We start from the raw sequence: 20,830 nt of genomic DNA on the forward strand, positions 1-20,830 counted from the left end.
GAGCATTCACCCGGGGCGGACAACCAGCCGGACCGGCATATAACGGGAGACATGGGATGAAGAAGCTATTGATGGCGTCGCTGGCCCTCGGCGCCGGCCTCGTCTTTGCGGCCCAGGCTCAGGCGCAGGTGAAGATCGCCGTCGCCGGACCCATCACCGGTGATCTCGCCGCGGTGGGTGCCCAGCTGAAGAACGGCACCGAGCAGGCCATCGCCGACCTCAACGCGTCCGGCGGCATCCTCGGCCAGAAGATCGAATTCCTCGTCGGCGACGACGGCGGCAAGCCGGAGCAGGGCAAGTCGGCCGCCAACAAGCTCATCACCGATGGCGCCAAGTTCGTGGTGGGGCACTACAATTCGGGCGTCTCCATCCCCACCTCGCAGGATTATGAAGAGGCCGGCGTGCTGCAGATCAGCCCCGCCTCCACCAACCCGACCTTCACCGAGCGCAAGATGTGGAACACCTTCCGCACCTGCGGTCGCGACGACCAGCAGGGCGCCGTCGCCGGCGCCTACATCCTGAAGAATTACAAGGGCAAGAAGGTCGCCATCGTCCACGACAAGACCCCTTACGGCAAGGGTCTCGCCGACGAGACCCAGAAGGCGCTCAGCAAGGGCGGCCTGAAGGAGGTCATGTTCGAGGGCATCAACCCGAAGGAGAAGGACTATTCGGCCCTCGTCTCCAAGATCAAGTCGACCGGCGCCGACCTTGTCTATTTCGGCGGCCTCTATCCGGAAGCCGGCCTCATCGTGCGGCAGATGCGCGACCAGGGCATGAAGACCGTGCTGATGGGCGGCGACGGCATGATCGACAAGGAGTTCTGGGCCATCGCCGGCGACGGCGCCACCGGCTCGCTGACCACCTTCGGTCCCGACCCGCGCAAGAACCCGGCGGCGAAGGCGCTGGTCGAGAAGTTCAAGGCCAAGGGCATCGATCCGGAAGGCTACGTTCTCTATTCCTACGCCGCGGTGCAGGTCATCAAGCAGGCCGCCGAGGCGGCCAAGTCTCTCGACACCAAGAAGGTGGCCGAGAAGATCCATTCGGGCATGAAGTTCGACACCGTGCTCGGCCCGCTCTCCTTCGACAAGAAGGGTGACATCACCAAGCTCGACTATGTGGTCTACGTCTGGAAGGACGGCACCTACACCGAGCTGTGAGGCACCTGACCGCCTGATGCTACAGAAAGCCTGCGCCTCGTGCGCAGGCTTTTTCGTTTTACCTCCCGTTCAGGCATGACACTTGCCTGCCGAAGATCGGGCCGTTGCGGGCCCGCGACACCTGACTGGAGCAAAGAGGGGACAGCGATGAAGAGGCTCTCGTTCACCGCATTCGCCATCACTGCCGGCGTAGCTGCAGGGCTCGCCTTGTCGACGCCCGTTCTGGCCAACGTGAAGCTCGCCGCGGCTGGCCCGCTCACCGGCTCCATCGCCGCCTTCGGCGCCCAGCTCAAGACCGGCACCGAGCAGGCGGTGGCGGACGTGAATGCGGCGGGCGGCATCCTGGGCCAGAAGGTCGAGTTCGTCGTGGGCGACGACGGCGGCAAGCCGGAACAGGGCATCGCGGCTTCCAACAAGCTGGTGTCGGACGGCGTCCAGTTCGTGGTGGGCCACTTCAATTCGGGCATCTCCATCCCGGCGTCCACCAATTATGCCGAGGGCGGCGTGCTGCAGATCAGCCCCGCCTCCACCAACCCGGCCTTCACCGAGCGCAAGCTGTGGAACACCTTCCGCACCTGCGGCCGCGACGACCAGCAGGGCGCGGTGGCGGGCGCCTACATGCTGAAGAATTTCAAGGACAAGAAGGTCGCGATCGTCCACGACAAGACGCCCTACGGCAAGGGCCTCGCCGACGAGACCATGAAGACCATCAATGCCGGCGGCCTCAAGGAAGTCGCCTATGAGGGCATCAATCCCGGCGACAAGGACTATTCCGCCCTCGTCTCCAAGCTGAAGGCGCTCAACGTCGACCTCGTCTATTACGGCGGCCTGCACCCCGAGGCCGGCCTGATCGTGCGCCAGATGCGCGACCAGGGCATGAAGAGCGTGCTCTTCTCCGGCGACGGCATCACCGACAAGGAGTTCTGGACCATCGCCGGCCCCGGCGCCGAGGGCACTCTGATGACCTTCGGGCCGGACCCGCGCAAGAACCCCGCCGCCAAGGACATCGTGGAGAAGCTCAAGGCCAAGGGCATCGATCCCGAGGGCTACGTGCTCTATTCCTACGCCGCCGTGCAGGTCATCAAGCAGGCGGCCGAGGCGGCGAAATCCCTCGACCCCAAGAAGGTGGCCGAGAAGATGCACTCCGGCATGACCTTCGACACCGTGCTCGGCCCGCTCTCCTTCGACAAGAAGGGTGACATCACCAAGCTCGACTACGTGGTCTATGTCTGGAAGGACGGCGGCTACACCGAGCTTTGAGCCCCAAGAACCGCGCCTCCCCTCCCGGCGTTCGGCGAGGGGGGCGTGGTGCGGGCGGCGCGGCTTGACAGGGCGGCCCGCCCCGCCTCTCCTCCTGCGCAACGGGAGGATGAAAATGCCCCAGTCCATCACCCGCGGCTTCAAGACCCTCGTCGCCGAAGCCAATGCGAAGGTCGAGACGGTGACGCCGCAGGAGGCGCTGCGCCGGGCCGGCGATGGCGCGCTGCTGGTGGACCTGCGCGACCCGCGGGAACTGGAGCGCGAAGGCAAGGTGCCCGGCGCCTTCCACTGCCCACGCGGCATGCTGGAATTCTGGATCGACCCTGATAGCCCCTATTTCAAGCCGGTGTTCGGCGAGGACCGCGCCTTCATCTTCTTCTGCGCCGGCGGCTGGCGCTCGGCCCTTTCGGCGGCGACGGCGCAGGACATGGGCCTCAAGCCCGTCGCCCATGTGGAGGGCGGCTTCAAGGCCTGGAAGGAGGCCGGCGGCCCGGTCGAGGGCGTCGAGCCGAAACCGGGAAGCTGAACGCGCTATCCCACCGTTCCATAGACCTCGTCCGCCCGCTTCTCGAAGGCATCGGCGAAGCGGCGGAAGGCGGCGTCGAACATGGCGCCCATGAGCATGCCCAGGGTGCGGGAGCGGAATTCGTAGGAGATGAAGAACTTCACCTCGCAGGCGGCCTCGCCCGCGGGAATGAATTCCCAGCGGTTGTCGAGGCGGCTGAAGGGCCCGTCGAGATATTCCACATGGATGGTGAGGCGCGGCCGGTCCAGCGTCACGCGCGAGGTGAAGGTCTCGCGGATCAGCTTGTAGGCGACGGTCATGTCCGCCACCAGGATCTCCACCCCCTCGTCCGACTTGGTCCGCCGCTTCACCCGCAGGGACTGGCAAAGCGGAACGAACTCGGGATAGCGCTCCACGTCGGCGACGAGATCGAACATCTGCGGCGCGCCGTGCCGCACCCGCCGGCTGTTGGAGAAGGACGGCACGTCTCAGGCCCGGCCGAGCCGCGCGGCGCGGTTGGCGCGCAGCTTCTCGAAATCGTCCCCCGCATGGTGGGACGAGCGGGTGAGCGGGCTCGCCGAAACCATCAGGAAGCCCTTGGCATAGGCCACCGTCTCATAGGCCTTGAACTCGTCCGGCGTCACGAAGCGCTCCACCTTGTGGTGCTTGCGGGTGGGCTGGAGATACTGGCCGATGGTCATGAAGTCCACGTCCGCCGAGCGCAGGTCATCCATGAGCTGGAGCACCTCGGGCCGCTCCTCGCCGAGCCCGACCATAATGCCGGACTTGGTGAAGATGGTGGGATCGAGCTCCTTCACCTTCTGCAGCAGGCGCAGGGAATGGAAATAGCGCGCCCCCGGCCGCACCGAGAGATACTTGGCGGGCACGGTCTCCAGATTGTGGTTGAACACGTCCGGCCGTGCTTCGACCACGACCTCCAGGGCGCCGTCCTTGCGCAGGAAGTCGGGGGTGAGGATCTCGATGGTGGTGGCCGGACTCGCGTGGCGGATGGCGCCGATGGTCCGGGCGAAATGCTCCGCCCCGCCGTCGGCGAGGTCGTCCCGGTCCACCGAGGTGATAACCACATGGGAGAGGCCGAGCTTGGCCACGGCATCCGCCACCTTCTGCGGCTCGCCGCCGTCCAGCGCCTCGGGCAGGCCGGTGCGCACGTTGCAGAAGGCGCAGGCGCGGGTGCAGGTGTCGCCCATGATCATGAAGGTGGCGTGCTTCTTCTCCCAGCACTCGCCGATGTTGGGGCAGCCCGCCTCCTCGCAGACGGTGACAAGGCCGTTGGCCCGCACGATCCCGGCGGTCTGTGAAAACGCCGCCGAACCCGGGGCCTTCACCCGGATCCATTCCGGCTTGCGCAGCACCTCGGTTTCCGGGCGGTGCGCCTTCTCCGGATGACGGGGGCGGGCAAGGGTGTTGATGACCGTGACCATCGGCTGACTTTCATGACCGTCCGCCCGCATCCGGCGGATGCGGGCGCCACTGAAACATAATGCGTGCAAGCCCTGGCCGGAAGGCGGCGCGGTGCAGGGCTGGTCCGCTCAGCGCGAGCGAATGGCGCGCCACACCCAGAGCAGGATGACCGCGCCGACGATGGCGGCGATCAGCGTGCGGAAGAAGCCGAACACCGGCACGTTCAGCACCGAGGCCAGCTTGTCGCCGATGAAGGCGCCGGCGACGCCCACCAGAAGGTTGGTGAGCAGGCCGTGGTTGCTCGCCGTGATCCGTTCGGCGATCCAGCCGGCGAGGATGCCGATGATGACGAGGGAGAAGAAGCCGACGCCCGGCTGGCTCAGGAACGCGTAGGTCTGCTGGTCCATGATGGTCCCCGTGTCAGGCTCGCGCGGAGCCGTTCAACAGATCGTCCCCCTCGGGCGCGGCTGTCAACCGGCCCTGATTTCCCGCCCGCCGGATTCCGCGCTCGGCCGATCTCGTGCCTCGGCCGACTGGAGCGAAAGCGGAAGGAGAGCCGTGGCCCAGCGCAAGGGTTCGCCGCAGGCGCTTCCAGACCGGAAGTGCCGTTGGACGACGGGCCTGCTGCGCAGGAGTCTCCCCGCGATCCCGGCTCGGCGCTCCGGCTGCGCCGTCGCTGGTCCGGGATACGGCCGACATGCAACTCCACTCCTCTCACACGTGGATCGCCCGCCCATAGGCGGCCATGACGCTCTCATGCATCATTTCGGAGAGGGTCGGGTGCGGGAATACCGCGTGGATCAGCTCTTCCTCGGTGGTTTCCAGATTCATGGCCACCACGAAGCCCTGGATCAGCTCGGTCACTTCCGCGCCCACCATGTGCGCACCGAGGAGCTCGCCGGTCTTGGCGTCGAAGATGGTCTTCACTAGGCCGTCGGGCTCGCCGAGCGCGATGGCCTTGCCGTTGCCGATGAACGGGAAGCGGCCGACCTTGATCTCGCGCCCGGCCTCCTTGGCCTTCTTCTCGGTGAGGCCGACGGAAGCGATCTGCGGCGTGCAATAGGTGCAGCCGGGGATCTTGGCCTTGTCCATGGGGTGGGTGTGGAGGCCCTTGATGGTCTCGACGCAGATCACGCCCTCATGCTCCGCCTTGTGGGCCAGCATGGGCGGGCCGGCGATGTCGCCGATGGCGTAGACGCCGGGCACATTGGTACGGCCGAAGCCGTCCGTCACCACGATGCCGCGCTCGATCTTCACGCCCATGGCCTCGAGGCCCAGGCCCTCCACATTGCCCACCACGCCCACGGCCGAGATCATGCGGTCCACGGTGATGTCGTGCTTGGCGCCCTTGGCGTCTTCCACATGGGCGGTGATGCTGTCGGCATGCTTGGTCACGCCCGTCACCTTGGCGCCGGACAGGATCTTCATGCCCAGCTTCTCGAAGCGCTTGCGCGCGATGGCGGCGATTTCCTCGTCCTCCACGGGCAGGATCTGCGGCAGCACCTCCACCACGGTCACGTCCACGCCCATGGTGCGGTAGAAGGAGGCGAACTCGATGCCGATGGCGCCCGAGCCCATCACCAGCAGGCTCTTGGGCATCTTTTCCGGCACCATGGCCTCGAAATAGGTCCAGATCAGCTTCTTGTCGGGCTCAAGGCCGGGCAGCGCGCGCGGGCGGGCGCCGGTGGCGACGATGATGTGCTTCGCCGTGTAGTCGCCGCCGCCCTTGGCATTCTTCGGCGGGTTCTGCGCCGCCTCCACCTTCAGCTTGCCGGGGGCGGTGAAGGTGGCCTTGCCCCAGATCACGTCCACCTTGTTCTTGTTGAGCAGGAAGCCCACCCCCGTGGCGAGCTGGGCCGAGACGCCGCGCGAGCGCTTCACCACCGCCGCGGCGTCGAAGCCGATCTTCTCGGCGGAGAGGCCGTAGTCCTTGGCATGCTCCATGTAATGGTAGATCTCGGCAGAGCGCAGCAGCGCCTTGGTGGGGATGCAGCCCCAGTTCAGGCAGATGCCGCCGAGGTGGCTCTTTTCCACCACTGCGGTCTTGAAGCCGAGCTGCGCGGCGCGGATGGCGGCCACATAGCCGCCCGGCCCGCCGCCGATGACGATGATGTCGTAGGTGTCAGCCATGGAGGGTCTCCTCGCCGCGGGCTTGTCCGGCGGGTTCTGGAAGGGAGGGGGAACCGCGCATCCCGAGGCGGCCGCCGGCGCGGGCTTCCGCCAGCTGGGTGAGCGCCGCCTCGAACAGGGTCAGGTCGCGGAAGGGGTCGGCCGCCGGTGTCCGGGCCTGGATGACCGGCAAATGCGAGGCATGGAGCGCCTCGGCCAGCATGAGATTGTCGAAATGGCCGAAGTCCTCCACGTGGAGGCCGTCCGCCAGAAGGCTCTCGGGGCCGTCCGCCGCCTGGCCGATGGCGTCGCGGGCCCGGTGCTTCAGCTCCAGCGGCACGTTGGTGTAGGCGGCCACCGGCTTTCCGAGGGCGAAGGCGAAGCCCACCTCGAAGGCCGTGCCGGGATCGGCGCTGATGCCGCGGAACGGCGTCAGATTGGCGACGAGCGCATCGGCGCTGCGCATCAGGTCGAGATTGGCGGCGAAGATCGCGGCGGCGGACATGCCGGCCGGATCGAGGGCGATGTCGCCGTCGAGGGGGAAGAGGCCCGTGAAGCCATGGCGGGCACACAGCTCCACCTTGCGCCGGCCGATCTCGCGCGCATCGTCGAGGAACACCTCCGGGCCGGCGAGATAGAGATTCATCGGGTCGGCCTGTCCTTCCGTGCCTCGTGGGTGCCCCAAGAAGAAGCGGGCCCCTGTCGCGATTTGCGCCCCCTCTCCCTCAGGGCGAAGGCCAAGTGAGGGTGTCGCCGACCGGGTCGGAGACCGTGCCGCGACCCGGCGTCCCTCCCCCCTCACCCTGCCCTCTCCCCACCGGGGAGAGGGTGGATCGGTCCGGGGAGCCGAGAACCGGCCCCTCAGCCGCTCACTTGGTGAGGATGGCGTAGAGCTCGTCCTTCAGCTTGATGCGCTCGCGGCGCATGGCTTCCATTTCCTCGTCGCCGGTGGGCTCCACGTCGGTCTCGGCGCGGTGCACCTGCCGGTTCACCTCGTGATAGGCCTCGAACAGCTTGGCGAAATGGGCGTCGGAGGTTTTGAGCGCCTGGATCTTCTCGGCATATTCCGGGAAGTCGGCGGCAAGCTCGTGGGGCGTGTGGCTCATCTTTATCTTCCTCGTCGGGGACGGACGGCGCGATGCGCCGCTGCCCCCGCTGCTACACCGGCAGAGCCCGGCGCGATTTGATCTGCCGCAGCGCGAGGTCGCGAGACCTGCGCCGCGACGCCCTCGCGCTCAGGCCCGCCCGCTCACACCAGCATGGACATGGGCTTCTCGATGAAGCCCTTGAACGCGCTCAGCAGCTCGGCGCCCAGCGCGCCGTCCATCACCCGGTGGTCACAGGTCATGGTGACGGTCATCTGGGTGGCGATCTTGATCTCGCCGCCCTTCACCACCGCGCGCTGCTCCGAGGCGCCCACCGCGAGGATGGAGGACTGGGGCGCGTTGATGATGGCGGTGAAGTTGCGCATCCCCATCATCCCGAGGTTGGAGACGGAGGTGGAGCCGCCGGAATATTCCTCCGGCTTCAGCTTCTTGGTGCGGGCGCGGGCGGCAAGGTCGCGCATCTCGTTGGAGATGGCGGAGAGGGTCTTCTGCTCCGCCTTCTTCACGATGGGCGCATAGAGGCCGCCGTCGATGGCCACCGCCACGCCCACGTCGGAATGCTTCATGCGCAGGATGCGATCCTCGGCCCACACGGCGTTGGCGGCGGGCACCTTCTGCAGGGCCAGCGCCAGCGCCTTGATGATGAAGTCGTTGACCGACACCCGGTAGACCGGCTTGCCGTCCTTGTCCTTCGACGCGTTGGCATTCACCTGCTCGCGCAGGGCCATGAGGTCGTCGAGGTCGCAATCCACCGTGAGATAGAAGTGCGGGGTGAGCTGCTCGCTCTCCACCAGGCGGCGCGCGATGGTCTTGCGCATGCCGTCGAGCTGCACTTCCTCGTAGGTGCCGGCCTCGAACATGGCCTTCACCTGGTCCGCGGTGGGACCGGAGAGCGCCGCCGCCACCTTGGGCGCGGGAGCCGCCGCCGCAGTCGCAGGAGCCGGAGCCGCCGCCGCGGGCGCGGGCGCGGGCGCCGCCGCCGGCTTGGCGCCAGGCTGCGCGCCTTCCAGGTCGCGGGCGACGATGCGGCCGTGCGGGCCGGAGCCCGACAGCGCCCCGAGCTCGATGCCCTTCTCCTTGGCGAGGCGGCGCGCCAAAGGCGAGGCGAAGACGCGGCCCGCCTGGCCATTGGACACCGGTGCCGCGGCCGGGGCCGGGCTCGGCGCGGCGGCCGCAGTCGCAGGAGCAGGAGCAGGAGCAGCAGGAGCAGCGGGAGCGGCCGGGGCCGCAGCGGGCGCAGCGGCGGCGGGCGCCGGTGCGGCACCGCCCTTCCCCGCGCCGGAAGCCGCGGCGGCCACATCCTCCCCCTCGCCGGCGAGCACGGCGATGAGCTGGTTCACCGGCACGTCCTGCGAGCCCTCGGGCACCAGGATCTTGGCGAGGACGCCCTCGTCCACCGCCTCCACTTCCATGGTTGCCTTGTCGGTCTCGATCTCGGCGAGCACGTCACCGGACTTGACGGTGTCGCCTTCCTTCTTGAGCCACTTGGCGAGGTTGCCCTTCTCCATGGTGGGAGACAGGGCCGGCATCAGGATCTCGATGGGCATCTTTCCCGCTCCTCACTTGTAGGTCACGGCGCGCACGGCCTCGATCACCTCGGCGACCGACGGCAGGGCAAGCTTTTCGAGATTGGCGGCGTAGGGCATGGGGACGTCCTTGCCGGTGACGCGCAGCACCGGGGCGTCGAGATAGTCGAACGCCTTGTCCATCAGCTGGGCGGCGATCTCGGCGCCGATGCCGGACTGCGGCCAACCCTCTTCCACCGTCACGCAGAGGCCGGTCTTCTTCACCGAGGCGACAATGGCGTCCACGTCCATGGGGCGGATAGTGCGCAGGTCGATGACCTCCGCCTCGATGCCCTGCTTCGCCAGCTCTTCCGCGGCCTTGAGCGCATAGGTCATGCCGATGGAGAAGGAGACGAGGGTCACGTCCTTGCCCGGGCGGGCGATCCGCGCCTTGCCGATGGGCAGCACGTAGTCGTCCAGCTTCGGCACCTCGAAGGAGTGGCCGTAGAGGATCTCGTTTTCCAGGAAGATGATGGGGTTGGGATCGCGGATGGCGGCCTTCAGCAAGCCCTTGGCGTCGGCCGCCGTATACGGCGCGATCACCTTCAGGCCGGGGATCTGGCTGTACCAGGCGGTGTAATCCTGGCTGTGCTGGGCGGCGACGCGGGCGGCGGCGCCGTTGGGGCCGCGGAACACGATGGAGCAGTGCACCTGCCCGCCCGACATATAGAGCGTCTTGGCCGCGGAATTGATGATCTGGTCGATGGCCTGCATGGCGAAGTTGAACGTCATGAACTCGACGATGGGCTTCAGCCCCGCCATGGCCGCGCCAACCCCGACGCCGGCGAAGCCGTGCTCGGTGATGGGAGTGTCGATGACCCGGCGGGCGCCGAACTCCTGCAGCAGGCCCTGGGTGATCTTGTAGGCGCCCTGATACTCGGCCACTTCCTCGCCCATGACGAAGACGTCGCCGTCGCGGCGCATCTCTTCGGCCATGGCATCGCGCAGGGCCTCGCGCACGGTCTGGGTGACGAACTCGGTGCCGGCCGGTACCTCCGGGTCGGGCTGGCTCGCCACCTGCGGCGGGGCCGCGACGGCGGACGGCGCGGGGGTCGCGGCGGCGGCGGGCGCGGCATCGGCGACCGGAGACGGCGCGCTCTCGGCGGCCTTGGGAGCGGGGGCCGGGGCGGGCGCCGCGCTCGCATCCTCACCGTCGGCGAGGATGGTGGCGATGGGGGTGTTGACCGCCACGTCCTGCGAACCTTCCGGCACCAGGATCTTGCCGAGGATGCCCTCGTCGACGGCTTCCACCTCCATGGTGGCCTTGTCGGTCTCGATCTCGGCGAGCACGTCGCCGGATTTGACCGTGTCGCCTTCCTTCTTCACCCATTTGGTGAGGTTGCCCTTCTCCATGGTGGGAGACAGGGCCGGCATGAGGATCTCGATGGCCATGGCTGTCAGCTCTTGTTCGAGGCGCCAGCGGGGGCGGACGGCGGGGCGCCGCCCGGGGCCGCATGGTCGCGCTGGAAGGTGAGGTTGGTGTAGGCGGAGATGGCCGCGATCGCGACGGTGACGGAAACGAAGAAGGCGATGGCCGCCTTGCCGGTGCGCACGGCATCGAGATCGCGCTCGGGTCCGGTGCGCCGCACGGCGAAGGGCCACAGCACAAGCAGAGCAATGCGCCCGGGGCCGACGCTGCGTCCCGCCGCCCGTTCGGCGGCGAGGGCGGCGCGGCCGCCGCGCACGGCGACGGCCCAGGCGCCGATGGCGGCGAAAATGGCGATGCCCGCCAGAATGTGGAAGAGGTCGGCCACAGCCGGCGCCTTCAGCGCAGCACGTCCGTGTACAGCTCGGCGACGTCGGGTTCGGGATCGTGGCTGGCGAACTCCGCCGCCTCGTTGACGATCTCGCGGACCTCGGCGTCGATCTTCTTCAGCTCGTCCTCCGAGACCTTGTGGCCTTCGAGGAGGCGGGTGCGCACCTGCTCGATGGGATCGTGCTCGGTCCGCATCTTCTGCACCTCCTCCTTGGACCGGTATTTCGCCGGATCCGACATGGAGTGGCCGCGATAGCGGTAGGTCTGCATCTCCAGGATATAGGGCCCGTTGCCCTCGCGGGCGAAGGCGAGGGCGCGCTCGCCGGCGGCCTTCACCGCCTGCACGTCCATGCCGTCCACCTGCTCGCCGGGGATGTTGAAGGAGGTGCCGCGCTTGGAGAAATCCTGCTGGGCCGAGGCGCGCGAGACCGACGTGCCCATGGCGTACTTGTTGTTCTCGATCACGTACACGACCGGCAGCTTCCACAGCTCGGCCATGTTGAAGCTCTCGTAGACCTGGCCCTGGTTGGCCGCGCCGTCGCCGAAATAGGTGACGGAGACATTGCCGTTCTCCCGGTAGCGGTCGGCGAAGGCGAGGCCGGTGCCCAGCGACACCTGAGCGCCGACGATGCCGTGGCCGCCGAAGAACTGCTTCTCGATGCTGAACATGTGCATCGAGCCGCCCTTGCCCTTGGATAGGCCGCCGCGTCGGCCGGTGAGCTCGGCCATCACGCCCCGGGCTTCCATGCCGGTGGACAGCATGTGGCCATGGTCGCGGTAGCCGGTGATGACCTGGTCACCGGGCTTCATGGCCATCTGCATGCCCACCACCACGGCCTCCTGGCCGATGTAGAGGTGGCAGAAGCCGCCGATGAGGCCCATGCCGTACATCTGGCCCGCCTTCTCCTCGAAGCGGCGGATCAGCAGCATCTCGCGATAGGCGAGGAGGTCCTGTTCCTTGGTGAAGGGTACCGGGCCGGCCGGCTCGGCGGCGCGGGGGGAGGTTTTCTTGGCGGCCATCGGCGTCCTCAGGAAGCTCTGGAACTGCGCCTCTCTAGCGCAGCCGCAGGCCACCTCAAAGCAGGAAATTCGCCGTGCTGCACCGCAACACGTTGCAAACGCTTGATTCCGTTGAATTGAACTCAATTATGGTTCAAGAGTGTCATGAACTGCACATGAGTTCATTTGGTGCGAAGCAGCACGAGATCCTTCGCATTGATGAAGTTGAGCTGCCGCCGGCCCTCCTCGTCCAGCATGTCGGGATCGAGCTGCGTGGGCGCGAGGAGCGACACCTTGTTCTGGATCGCCTGGCGCTGCGCCTTGAGCGACGCGAGTTCCGCTTCCAGCGCCGTCATCTCCTGCTCGTAGTTGCGTTTGGCGAGCAGCCCATGGTCGCCATTGTAGGCGTGATAGGCGAAGTAGCCGATGAGCGCGGCCGCCCCCACATGCAGGGCGAGGGTGGCAAGGATGGTCTGGAGGCGCGAGCGGCTTTGCATGCGCCGCATCCTCGCCGGTTTCGGTTTCCGCCATCTTAAAGCGCGGACCGGAAGCGGTTGCCATCGCTTGGCGCGCGGGCTTCAACTGTCCGGCGGGAAGACGAGGGTGAACGGCAGGTGGAGTGGACCGACGAGGGAATCGTGCTGGGCGTCCGCCGCCACGGCGAGGGCAACGCCATCGTCGAGCTGCTCACGCGGCACCGTGGCCGCCATCTCGGCATGGTGCGGGGCGGTGCCTCGCGGCGTCAGGCGCCGTTGATCCAGCCCGGCAACACGGTGAGCGCCACGTGGCGCGCACGGCTCGACGAGCACATGGGCAATTATGCCCTGGAGCCGGCCGTCGTGCGCACCGACATACTCATGCGCGCGCCCCACGCCGCCTTCGGCTTCACCCACATGGCGCAACTGCTGCACCTCCTGCCCGAGCGCGATCCCCACGAAGGCCTGTTCGAGACGCTGGGCGCGATCCTGGACGCGTTCGAGGCGCCGGCCACAGCCGGCATGCTGCTGGCGCGGTTCGAACTCGCCGTGTTGTCCGAGCTGGGATTTCGCCTGGAGCTGGAAAGCTGTGCCGCCACCGGTCGGCGGGACGATCTCGCCTATGTCTCGCCGCGCAGCGGCCGTGCGGTCTCGCGCGAGGCGGGCCTGCCCTATGCCGACAGGCTCTTCGTGCTGCCCGCCTTCCTCGTCGGGTACGGCGAATCGAGCGACGCCGACGTGGAGGCCGCGCTCACCATGACGGGGCATTTCCTGTTGACCCGTGCACTGGAACCGCGCGGGCTCGGATTTTCCGAAGCCCGCGCGGCGTTTCTATCCAGCTGGCGCCGAAGAAGCGCCTGATCACCAGCGGCGCGGACCGACCCACACCCGATTGCACCGGGTCACCCAATGGGGGCGACCGTTCCACCAGCGGCGCACCTGCACGCAGCGGCGGATCCACCGCACGTCTTCCACCTTGGCCTGCTCATGGGCCTGCCCGGCGAAGGTGGCGGCGGAGCCGGCGAGCGAGCCGGCCGAAGCGGACGGCACGGCGCCAAGAAGCGCCACTGCAATGATACCACCTGCCGCAAGGCCTTTCGTAATACCCAACGTCGTCATGCTGCCTCTCCTCTTGACGTGAACGTAATCACGCCCCGCCTTGTGATGCTTAAACGGTGACAGGGCGGGATTTTGTTCCACGGAGGAAATTCTGCGTGCTTTTGCGACCATAGATTGTGGCTTATTCTGGTATTGATACCCGCATTTCCGCTAGGAAATGCTCCACAGTTAACAGTTCATTCATGCGCGCGGCATTGGCATGACTTATTGCGGGCCGGTTGATGAATGCCTCGTCCGCGCGGGCAGCCGGCGGGGCGGCGTCGTTCCGACTTGTGGCCCGGCCACGCGCGCGCTACTGCGGGGGCATGGCGACCCGCACCTTGCCGCCCGGCGACGGGCATATCGAGAAAGTCACGCTGAAGGATGCGCTGGAAGAGCGCTACCTCGCCTACGCCCTCTCGACCATCATGCACCGCGCCCTGCCGGACGCCCGCGACGGGCTGAAGCCGGTGCATCGGCGCATCCTCCACGCCATGCGCCAGCTGCGGCTCGATCCCGGCCAGGGCTTCAAGAAGTCGGCGCGCGTGGTGGGCGACGTGATCGGCAAGTTCCACCCGCACGGCGACCAGTCGGTCTATGACGCGCTGGTGCGCCTCGCCCAGGATTTCGCCCAGCGCTATCCCCTCGTCGACGGCCAGGGCAATTTCGGCAATGTGGACGGCGATAACGCCGCCGCCATGCGATATACCGAGGCCCGCCTCACCGAGACGGCGCGCCTGCTGCTCGACGGTATCGACGAGGACGCGGTGGACTTCCGCCCGACCTATGACGGGTCGGAGGAGGAGCCGGCGGTGCTGCCGGCCGCCTTCCCCAACCTGCTGGCCAACGGCTCGCAGGGCATCGCGGTGGGCATGGCCACCTCCATCCCGCCTCACAATGCGGCGGAGCTGCTCGACGCCGCCCTCCACCTCATCGACCATCCGGACGCCCTCGCCTTCGACCTCCTGAAATTCGTCCCCGGCCCAGACTTCCCCACCGGCGGCGTGCTGGTGGAGGACCCGGTCGGCGTCGCGGAGGCCTATGCCACCGGCCGCGGATCGTTCCGCGTGCGGGCGCGCTGGGAGAAGGAGGAGACCGGGCGCGGCACCTATGTGGTGGTCGTCACCGAGATCCCCTACGGCGTCGCGAAATCGCGCCTCGTGGAGAAGATCGCCGAGCTGCTCACCGACAAGAAGCTGCCGCTCCTCGCCGACGTCCGCGACGAGAGCGCCGAGGACATCCGCCTGGTGCTGGAGCCGCGCGCCCGCACGGTGGATGCCGAGGTGCTCATGGAGAGCCTCTTCAAGCTCACCGAGCTTGAGGCGCGCATCCCGCTCAACCTGAACGTGCTGGTCAAGGGCCAGATCCCCAAGGTGCTGTCGCTGGCCGAGGCGCTGCGCGAATGGCTCGACCACCGCCGCGACGTGCTGCTGCGCCGCTCACGCTACCGGCTGAGCCAGATCGCCCACCGGCTGGAGGTGCTCGGCGGCTACCTCGTCGCCTATCTCAACCTCGACGAGGTGATCCGCATCATCCGCGAGGAGGACGAGCCGAAGGTGTCGCTCATGGCGACCTTCGAGCTCACCGACGTGCAGGCGGAAGCCATCCTCAACATGCGGCTGCGCTCGTTGCGCCGGCTTGAGGAGATGGAGATCCGCAAGGAGCACGATGCCCTCACCAAGGAACAGGACGGCCTCAACCGCCTCGTCGCCTCCGAGACGGCACAGTGGAAGGCCATCGCCAAGGAAATCCGCGACACCCGCAAGACCTACGGCCCCGACACCGCCCTTGGCCGCCGCCGGACCACCTTCGCGGCCGCCCCCACCGTGCACGAGGACGCCTTCACCGAGGCCCTGGTGGAGCGCGAGCCCATCACCGTCGTTGTCTCCGCCAAGGGCTGGATCCGCACGCTGAAGGGCCATGTGGCGGATGTCTCGAACCTGCAGTTCAAGGGCGACGACAGCCACGGCCACGCCTTCTTCGCCGAGACCACCTCCAAGGTCATGGTGTTCGCCTCCAATGGGCGATTCTACACGCTGGATGCGGCCAAGCTCCCCGGCGGGCGCGGCCATGGCGAGCCGCTTCGCCTGATGATCGACGTGGAGCAGGAGGCGGAGATCGTCTCCGTCTTCGCCTATCAGGCCGGGCGCAAGCTGCTGGTGGCGTCGAAGCAGGCGCGCGGCTTCGTGGTGCCGGAGGACGAATGCCTCGCCAACACCCGCAAGGGCAAGCAGGTGCTCGTCACCGATCCGCCGGACGCGGCCCTGGCGGTGCGCTTCGTGGACGGCGACTGGGTGGCGGTGATCGGCGAGAATCGCAAGCTCCTGCTGTTCCCGCTCAATCAGGTCCCGGAAATGTCGCGCGGGCGCGGCGTGCGCCTCCAGCGCTACAAGGAGGGCGGCCTGTCCGACCTCAAGGTCTTCCCCATGGCCTCGGGCCTGACGTGGGAGGACACCTCCGGCCGCACCTGGACAGTCACCGACCTTCTGGAGTGGCAGGGCGAGCGCGCCTCGGCGGGCCGTCTGCCCCCCAAGGGGTTCCCGCGGACCAACACGTTCGGCTGAGCTATGGCGATGCCCGCCACCGCAAATGACGGAGGCGGGCCGCCGCCCGCAGGGCCGGCGCGGGTGAGCCTGGCGACGCGGGTGCGGGACGCGCTGCGCACGCGTGAGACCGGCCTCGTGCTCATCGCCGCCGTCATGGGCGTCCTCGCGGGCCTCGCGGCGAGCGTCATGAGCCTCACCACCCAATGGATGCACGAGGTGCTGTTCGGACTGCCGGAGGGCCAACGCCTGTCCTCCTCGGCCGCCCTCGCCTCCCCCTGGCTGATTCTGGTGCCGGCGGCGGGTGGCGCAGCGATGGGGCTGATCGCGCTGGCGTTGCGCCGCTGGCGGCGGCGGGCCTTCGTTGATCCCATCGAGGCCAATGCGCTGCACGGCGGCCGCATGTCGCTCACCGACAGCATCATCGTTGCCGGCCAGACCATGGTCTCCAACGGCTTCGGCGCCTCGCTGGGGCTCGAGGCCGGCTATTCCCAGATTGGCTCCGGCATCGGCTCGCGGCTCGGCCGCATGTTTGAGCTGCGGCGCAACGACCTGCGCATCCTCGTGGGTGCCGGCGCAGCGGCGGGCATCGGGGCGGCCTTTGACGCGCCGCTGATGGGCGCCTTCTACGGCTTCGAGATCGTCATCGGCACCTATTCCATCCCCGCCGCGGCGCCGGTGCTTGCCGCGACGGTGGCGGCGGTCATGACGGCCCGCCTCCTCGGCGCCCACGTGGAGCCGCTGCACCTCCCCCTCCATGCCGACCTCGCGCCGCTCGACATCCTCCCCGTGCTCGGCCTCGGCCTCGTGGCGGCGGCCGTTGCCATCGTCATCATGCGGCTGGTCACGTCGGTGGAGTGGGCGTTCGGCAAGAGCGGCATCCCCGGCCCGCTCCGGCCGGTGGTGGCGGGCCTCGGCGTCGGCGCACTGGCGCTCTACAGCCCGCAAGTGCTCTCCGACGGCCACGGCGCCCTGCATGCGCAGGTGGGAAGCGCGGTGACGCTTTCCGTCGCCATCGTCTTCGTGTTGAAAATCCTCGCCTCCGCCCTCTCCATCGGCTCGGGCTTCCGCGGCGGCCTGTTCTTCGCCTCGCTCTTTCTCGGCGCGCTCATGGGCAAGCTCTATGGCGGCGCCCTCGCCTTCGCATTTCCCGCCCTCGATCTCGATCCCGCCGTCGTAGCGGTGGTGGGCATGGGCGCGCTGGCGGTGGGAGTCATCGGCGGGCCGCTGACCATGAGCTTCCTGGTGCTGGAGATGACCCGCGACCTCTCCCTCTCCGGCTACGTCCTGGCCGCGGCGGTGGTCACCTCGCTCACGGTGCGCGAGACCTTCGGCTATTCCTTCTCCACCTGGAGGTTGCACCTGCGCGGCGAGACCATCCGTAGCGCGCAGGATGTGGGCTGGATGCGCGACCTCACCGTCGCCGCCATGATGCGCACCGACGCGGCGACCTTTCCCAGCGCCGGCTCGCTGAGAGCGCTGCGCTCCGCTTTTCCTCTGGGCGCGCGACGCATTATCGTGCTGGTGGATGACGGAGGCGGCTATCGCGGGCTCGTGCGGCTCGCCGAGGCCTACGCCACCGAAGCCCCGCCGGACGCCCCGGCCGGCGACCTCGCATCGCACGCCGACGACATGCTCCTGCCCGCCATGACGGTGAAGGATGCGGCCGGTGCCTTCGATGCCGCCCGCGCCGAGGACCTTGCCGTTGTCGAGGACCGCGCGACCCGCCGGTTCGTCGGGCTGCTCGGCGAGGCGCATGCGCTGAAGCGCTATGCCGAGGAGCTGGACAAAGCCCGGCGCGGCCTCGGCGCCGAGGAATAGCCTCGCCGTCGGCGACCGAGTCTTTTCCCGGCTGGGGGGCAGGCATGGGGGTCCCGACAAAAGAAGGGGGGTCGACCCGGCTGCCCCTCCCCCGCCCGGTCCCGGCCTTGCCTCTGGACCCGGCCGGCGCCATCTCCTAAGGAGCCAGTGCCGAGACGCCGGAGACCGACGCCAGATGCCGAACCTGCCCTATTCCGAGCGCCCGCTCTTCCGTCCCGGCCCGCGCACGCTCAACTGGCTCATACCCCTCGGCATGGGCGCCGTGGGTTGGGCGCTCTACATGCGTTACATGGTGGTGGAGCCGACCCTTGTGGCGCTCGCCTGCGAGGCCGGGCTGGAGAGCGCCGGCTGCTACGGACGGGCGGCGGTGCTCGCGCTCTCGCTGTGGAACGTGTTCGGCGCTGTCGCCCTCGTTGTGGCGCTCATCCAGCTGCTGGCGCCGGGCGTCGCGACCTTCGCGGTCGGAACGGTATTTGCCGGCTTCGCGCTGGTGTTCCACAACGAGATCGCCGGTGCGCTGGCGGCGATGATGCTCATCCTCTCCTTTGCACGGCCTGGACCCGCCACAGCGTAAAGGCCAGCACGAGGCAAAGCGCGCCGAACCACCCCGCCTGCCAATTGGCCAGCGTCTCGTTGAGCGGCACGTAAATTCCAGCCACCAGCAAGCCCCACATGGCGATGAGCTCGGCGAGGCTCGCGCCGTCCCGGTCGGCACGCCGCACCAGGAGTGGCGCGGCCACCGCCGCCACGAGAGCCGTGAGCGGGAACACCGGGAAATCCTTGTAGCGCGGGTCGAACACCAGCTCGAATGCCACGGCGCCCACCGCGGCCGTGGCAAGGGCGAGCATCGCGGCGGCGGCAATGGCAGCGGGGGTCGCCACCGGCCAGCGCCGGGCATCGAGCGCCACCGACACCGGCGCGAGGCCCTGCCCGCGGGCGATCACCGCCGGCATCACCACCATGCTGGCGGCGGCGGCGGCGAAGATGAGGCCGTTGCGCAACCATCCCACGGGACCGAGGCTCTCCAGCGGCAGCGCCGACAGGGCCGCGCCGAGGGTCGCTCCTCCGAACAGGGCGATGGCGGCGACCGCATACCAGTCGCGGGGCGTCACCCCGCCCTCGCGTCCGCGTCCCGCCGCGAAGGCCGCGCCGAAGGCGACTGCGACGGTTACGATGCCCATCGCGATATGCATGAGCCAGTGGGGATAGTCGGCCACCGGCTGGCCCCAGGCGAACTTGGGCGCCCGGTCGCCGGAATCGATCAGGCCCCAGTGGCCGCCCACCGTGCCCTCGCTGCGCCGCTTCCACGACTGATCGAAGGCCTCGATGACATTGACGCGATAGCCCTGCCGCTTGGCCAGCGCGACCACGTCGTGCATCACCAGCGCCTGGTTGGAGGGCGAGGGCAGCGCTTCCTCGCGCATGCGGCCGGCGCTGGGCCAGCCGGTCTCGCCGATCAGGATTTCCTTGCCGGGAAAGGCCTCGGCCATGCGCTGGCGGATCTCATCCACGTGGGGACCGGCCTTTTCGGCCGAGACCGGCAGGTCCTCCCAATAAGGCAGGATGTGGATGGTGACGAAGTCCACGTTCTCGGTGAGGCCCTTGTTGCGCTCCCAGAACTCCCACACGTCGGCATAGGTGACGGGCACCGCGCCCACCTGACGCTTCACGGAAGCGAGGACCCCGGCCAGCTCGGCGGCGGACATCTCGCCCCGCAGCAGCACCTCGTTGCCCACCACCACCGCCTTAACCACGTCCGGATTTTCCCGCGCGAGGCGGATGCCGGTCTCCAGCTCCACGCGGTTGCGATCGGCATCCGGACCGAGCCAAATGCCGAGCAACATGGAGAGGCCATGGCGGCGGGCGATCTCGGGCGCCTTGTCGAGCCCCATCTCGATGGAATAGGTGCGCACGCAGGCCGTGAGAGGGGCGAGGCGGGCGAAATCCTCCTCGATCTGCGCCGGCGGAATCGTCAGTCCCTTCTGGAACGGGGACTGCCCGTCGCGGAACGGCGCATAGGACACACAGGGCAGCTTCTCCCCCGGCGCGAGCGGCGAGGGCGGCATGGCCACCGGTTGCCCGACGACGGTCCACAAGGCGGCGATGAGACCGCAGACCAGGATCGCGAGCAGCAGCGGCAGCCGCACGAAGGAAGACATCGAAGCTCCAGATGCCAGAAGAGAACCCCCGCGCCACATAGAGCCTTGGACGGGCGGTGTGAAGCCTCGGCGCATCAGGGGAAGCGCGCGGCCGCGAGGGAGTGTGGACGGCATTCGCGCGCCGCGCTATCGGATCATGCCGTCACGTCTTTTACGGCGCGCCGGTGCCGTCATGCTGACAAATTCGCTGCCTTCTCCTAACGTGTCGCCGCGTCGCCCGCCGCCCACTCTCGAGATCATGACCCTCATGAAACGCTTCCGACTTCCGCTCCTCGCGGCCGCCATCGCCCTCGCCTGCGCCGCGCCGGCTGCAGCCCAATCCCAGCCGCAGGGTCAGACCCCGCCGGCGGAGCAGCTGACCCCGGAGCAGAAGGCCGCGCAGGAGGCGCAGCGTCGGTCGGTGGAGGAGTTCAACGAGGCGGCGAAGCTGCCCGGCACCGCCGGTCTGCCCGAATGCGTATGGACCGGGCGGCGGATCGCCGCACTCCTGTGGCGCGACGACATCGACACCGCCCGCCGGCACCTCGACATGTACGAGCGGTTCGGCTGCCCGACTGAGCATCTGAAGCTGGCTTTCCGCTGCCTCGTCCGGCAGGGCAACATCGACCCCAAGACCCAGGAGCGTCTGGGCGGGCGCGTTCAGCAGTGCTGGGTCAATCCCGACTACGTTCTCGCGCCGGCCCAGCCGGCCGCCCAGGGCGCAGCGCAACAATAAGATCATGGCCGGAACACGGGCATGACGCAGCGGCGTCGAAGAGGCGCCACGATCGGGATTTATCTCCGTTCCCGAGAGTGTTAGTCTCTCGATGCATTGCAGCGTAAACATATGGTTAACGCCGCGGTGCCGACCTTGG

General features: G+C 68.2%; 21 protein-coding genes. 8 read left to right on the forward strand and 13 right to left on the reverse strand.

Features of this window, described 5'->3' with window-relative positions; genetic code table 11:
- The first annotated feature begins 56 nt into the window (after nt 1–56).
- The 3 genes from ABLE93_RS08280 (at nt 57) to ABLE93_RS08290 (ending at nt 2,943) form a co-directional block, all read left to right on the forward strand.
- Nucleotides 57–1,157 (forward strand): branched-chain amino acid ABC transporter substrate-binding protein, encoded by a 1,101-nt coding sequence (locus ABLE93_RS08280; RefSeq protein ID WP_348839195.1) that lies wholly within the window; start codon nt 57–59, stop codon nt 1,155–1,157.
- A gap of 147 nt (nt 1,158–1,304) precedes the next feature.
- The gene (locus ABLE93_RS08285; RefSeq protein WP_348839196.1) at nt 1,305–2,417 is read left to right on the forward strand and encodes a branched-chain amino acid ABC transporter substrate-binding protein; all 1,113 of its coding nucleotides are present in this window, start codon (nt 1,305–1,307) and stop codon (nt 2,415–2,417) included.
- A gap of 115 nt (nt 2,418–2,532) precedes the next feature.
- A complete protein-coding gene (locus ABLE93_RS08290) occupies nt 2,533–2,943 on the forward strand; it encodes a rhodanese-like domain-containing protein (protein WP_348839197.1) in 411 nt (136 codons plus the stop codon).
- 5 nt (nt 2,944–2,948) lie between these two features.
- Here ABLE93_RS08290 and ABLE93_RS08295 read toward each other — a convergent pair whose 3' ends face one another.
- From ABLE93_RS08295 to ABLE93_RS08345, 11 genes are all read right to left on the reverse strand, one after another.
- On the reverse strand, nt 2,949–3,407 hold the full coding sequence (locus tag ABLE93_RS08295) for a type II toxin-antitoxin system RatA family toxin (protein WP_348839199.1): 459 nt from the start codon (nt 3,405–3,407) through the stop codon (nt 2,949–2,951).
- Between the two features lie 3 nt (nt 3,408–3,410).
- Complete coding sequence (lipA, locus tag ABLE93_RS08300; protein ID WP_348839201.1) at nt 3,411–4,364, reverse strand: lipoyl synthase; 954 nt, start codon at nt 4,362–4,364, stop codon at nt 3,411–3,413.
- 108 nt (nt 4,365–4,472) lie between these two features.
- Nucleotides 4,473–4,751, reverse strand: a complete 279-nt coding sequence (locus ABLE93_RS08305) for a GlsB/YeaQ/YmgE family stress response membrane protein (RefSeq protein ID WP_348839203.1) — start codon at nt 4,749–4,751, stop codon at nt 4,473–4,475.
- A 307-nt stretch (nt 4,752–5,058) separates the two neighbouring features.
- Nucleotides 5,059–6,474, reverse strand: coding sequence for a dihydrolipoyl dehydrogenase (lpdA, locus tag ABLE93_RS08310; RefSeq protein WP_348839205.1), 1,416 nt, complete (start codon nt 6,472–6,474; stop codon nt 5,059–5,061).
- Complete coding sequence (locus ABLE93_RS08315; protein WP_348839207.1) at nt 6,467–7,099, reverse strand: nucleoside 2-deoxyribosyltransferase; 633 nt, start codon at nt 7,097–7,099, stop codon at nt 6,467–6,469. Before ABLE93_RS08315 ends, lpdA begins: the two co-directional genes overlap by 8 nt.
- Before the next feature lie 223 nt (nt 7,100–7,322).
- Nucleotides 7,323–7,559, reverse strand: coding sequence for an HP1242/YdcH family protein (locus ABLE93_RS08320; protein ID WP_348839209.1), 237 nt, complete (start codon nt 7,557–7,559; stop codon nt 7,323–7,325).
- A 143-nt stretch (nt 7,560–7,702) separates the two neighbouring features.
- Nucleotides 7,703–9,106, reverse strand: coding sequence for a pyruvate dehydrogenase complex dihydrolipoamide acetyltransferase (locus tag ABLE93_RS08325; protein WP_348839210.1), 1,404 nt, complete (start codon nt 9,104–9,106; stop codon nt 7,703–7,705).
- Nucleotides 9,107–9,118: 12 nt separating this feature from the next.
- Nucleotides 9,119–10,516, reverse strand: a complete 1,398-nt coding sequence (locus ABLE93_RS08330) for a pyruvate dehydrogenase complex E1 component subunit beta (protein ID WP_348839212.1) — start codon at nt 10,514–10,516, stop codon at nt 9,119–9,121.
- Nucleotides 10,517–10,521: 5 nt separating this feature from the next.
- A complete protein-coding gene (locus tag ABLE93_RS08335) occupies nt 10,522–10,878 on the reverse strand; it encodes a hypothetical protein (protein ID WP_348839214.1) in 357 nt (118 codons plus the stop codon).
- An 11-nt stretch (nt 10,879–10,889) separates the two neighbouring features.
- Nucleotides 10,890–11,900, reverse strand: coding sequence for a pyruvate dehydrogenase (acetyl-transferring) E1 component subunit alpha (pdhA, locus tag ABLE93_RS08340; RefSeq protein WP_348839215.1), 1,011 nt, complete (start codon nt 11,898–11,900; stop codon nt 10,890–10,892).
- A gap of 161 nt (nt 11,901–12,061) precedes the next feature.
- Entirely contained in the window at nt 12,062–12,376 is a 315-nt protein-coding gene (locus ABLE93_RS08345) for an FtsB family cell division protein (protein WP_348839217.1), read from the reverse strand.
- A gap of 117 nt (nt 12,377–12,493) precedes the next feature.
- Here ABLE93_RS08345 and recO point away from each other — a divergent pair, with 117 nt between their 5' ends.
- Nucleotides 12,494–13,216, forward strand: a complete 723-nt coding sequence (recO, locus tag ABLE93_RS08350) for a DNA repair protein RecO (RefSeq protein WP_348839219.1) — start codon at nt 12,494–12,496, stop codon at nt 13,214–13,216.
- Here recO and ABLE93_RS08355 read toward each other — a convergent pair whose 3' ends face one another.
- Nucleotides 13,217–13,474 (reverse strand): hypothetical protein, encoded by a 258-nt coding sequence (locus ABLE93_RS08355; RefSeq protein WP_348839221.1) that lies wholly within the window; start codon nt 13,472–13,474, stop codon nt 13,217–13,219. It lies immediately after the preceding gene.
- Nucleotides 13,475–13,779: 305 nt separating this feature from the next.
- Between ABLE93_RS08355 and parC the strand changes: the two genes are divergently transcribed.
- The 3 genes from parC (at nt 13,780) to ABLE93_RS08370 (ending at nt 18,391) form a co-directional block, all read left to right on the forward strand.
- Nucleotides 13,780–16,017 carry a DNA topoisomerase IV subunit A gene (parC, locus tag ABLE93_RS08360; RefSeq protein ID WP_348839223.1) on the forward strand — a complete coding sequence of 746 codons (2,238 nt, stop codon included), beginning with the start codon at nt 13,780–13,782 and terminating at the stop codon, nt 16,015–16,017.
- Between the two features lie 9 nt (nt 16,018–16,026).
- Nucleotides 16,027–17,817, forward strand: coding sequence for a chloride channel protein (locus tag ABLE93_RS08365; protein ID WP_348839225.1), 1,791 nt, complete (start codon nt 16,027–16,029; stop codon nt 17,815–17,817).
- Nucleotides 17,818–17,992: 175 nt separating this feature from the next.
- Entirely contained in the window at nt 17,993–18,391 is a 399-nt protein-coding gene (locus tag ABLE93_RS08370; RefSeq protein ID WP_348839227.1) for a hypothetical protein, read from the forward strand.
- Here ABLE93_RS08370 and ABLE93_RS08375 read toward each other — a convergent pair.
- Nucleotides 18,351–19,976 (reverse strand): glycoside hydrolase family 17 protein, encoded by a 1,626-nt coding sequence (locus tag ABLE93_RS08375; protein WP_348839229.1) that lies wholly within the window; start codon nt 19,974–19,976, stop codon nt 18,351–18,353. The genes ABLE93_RS08370 and ABLE93_RS08375 overlap by 41 nt on opposite strands.
- A gap of 238 nt (nt 19,977–20,214) precedes the next feature.
- On the opposite strand from ABLE93_RS08375, the gene ABLE93_RS08380 reads away from it, so the two are divergent.
- Nucleotides 20,215–20,691 carry a hypothetical protein gene (locus ABLE93_RS08380; RefSeq protein WP_348839231.1) on the forward strand — a complete coding sequence of 159 codons (477 nt, stop codon included), beginning with the start codon at nt 20,215–20,217 and terminating at the stop codon, nt 20,689–20,691.
- The last annotated feature ends 139 nt before the right edge of the window (nt 20,692–20,830 follow it).

The sequence above is a fragment of the Xanthobacter pollutisoli genome (assembly GCF_040044995.1).
Classification (GTDB): Bacteria; Pseudomonadota; Alphaproteobacteria; order Rhizobiales; family Xanthobacteraceae; genus Xanthobacter.

Bases quoted from the DNA above. Each gene is read 5' to 3' on its own strand.
- ABLE93_RS08280 (WP_348839195.1), top strand. From the start codon at position 57: ATGAAGAAGCTATTGATGGCGTCGCTGGCCCTCGGCGCCGGCCTCGTC.
- ABLE93_RS08380 (WP_348839231.1), top strand. From the start codon at position 20,215: ATGACCCTCATGAAACGCTTCCGACTTCCGCTCCTCGCGGCCGCCATC.
- ABLE93_RS08365 (WP_348839225.1), top strand. From the start codon at position 16,027: ATGCCCGCCACCGCAAATGACGGAGGCGGGCCGCCGCCCGCAGGGCCG.
- ABLE93_RS08370 (WP_348839227.1), top strand. From the start codon at position 17,993: ATGCCGAACCTGCCCTATTCCGAGCGCCCGCTCTTCCGTCCCGGCCCG.
- ABLE93_RS08290 (WP_348839197.1), top strand. From the start codon at position 2,533: ATGCCCCAGTCCATCACCCGCGGCTTCAAGACCCTCGTCGCCGAAGCC.
- pdhA (WP_348839215.1), bottom strand. From the start codon at position 11,900: ATGGCCGCCAAGAAAACCTCCCCCCGCGCCGCCGAGCCGGCCGGCCCG.
- ABLE93_RS08375 (WP_348839229.1), bottom strand. From the start codon at position 19,976: ATGTCTTCCTTCGTGCGGCTGCCGCTGCTGCTCGCGATCCTGGTCTGC.
- parC (WP_348839223.1), top strand. From the start codon at position 13,780: ATGGCGACCCGCACCTTGCCGCCCGGCGACGGGCATATCGAGAAAGTC.
- ABLE93_RS08305 (WP_348839203.1), bottom strand. From the start codon at position 4,751: ATGGACCAGCAGACCTACGCGTTCCTGAGCCAGCCGGGCGTCGGCTTC.
- lipA (WP_348839201.1), bottom strand. From the start codon at position 4,364: ATGGTCACGGTCATCAACACCCTTGCCCGCCCCCGTCATCCGGAGAAG.
- ABLE93_RS08355 (WP_348839221.1), bottom strand. From the start codon at position 13,474: ATGACGACGTTGGGTATTACGAAAGGCCTTGCGGCAGGTGGTATCATT.
- ABLE93_RS08325 (WP_348839210.1), bottom strand. From the start codon at position 9,106: ATGCCCATCGAGATCCTGATGCCGGCCCTGTCTCCCACCATGGAGAAG.
- ABLE93_RS08320 (WP_348839209.1), bottom strand. From the start codon at position 7,559: ATGAGCCACACGCCCCACGAGCTTGCCGCCGACTTCCCGGAATATGCC.
- ABLE93_RS08345 (WP_348839217.1), bottom strand. From the start codon at position 12,376: ATGCAAAGCCGCTCGCGCCTCCAGACCATCCTTGCCACCCTCGCCCTG.
- ABLE93_RS08330 (WP_348839212.1), bottom strand. From the start codon at position 10,516: ATGGCCATCGAGATCCTCATGCCGGCCCTGTCTCCCACCATGGAGAAG.
- ABLE93_RS08285 (WP_348839196.1), top strand. From the start codon at position 1,305: ATGAAGAGGCTCTCGTTCACCGCATTCGCCATCACTGCCGGCGTAGCT.
- ABLE93_RS08315 (WP_348839207.1), bottom strand. From the start codon at position 7,099: ATGAATCTCTATCTCGCCGGCCCGGAGGTGTTCCTCGACGATGCGCGC.
- lpdA (WP_348839205.1), bottom strand. From the start codon at position 6,474: ATGGCTGACACCTACGACATCATCGTCATCGGCGGCGGGCCGGGCGGC.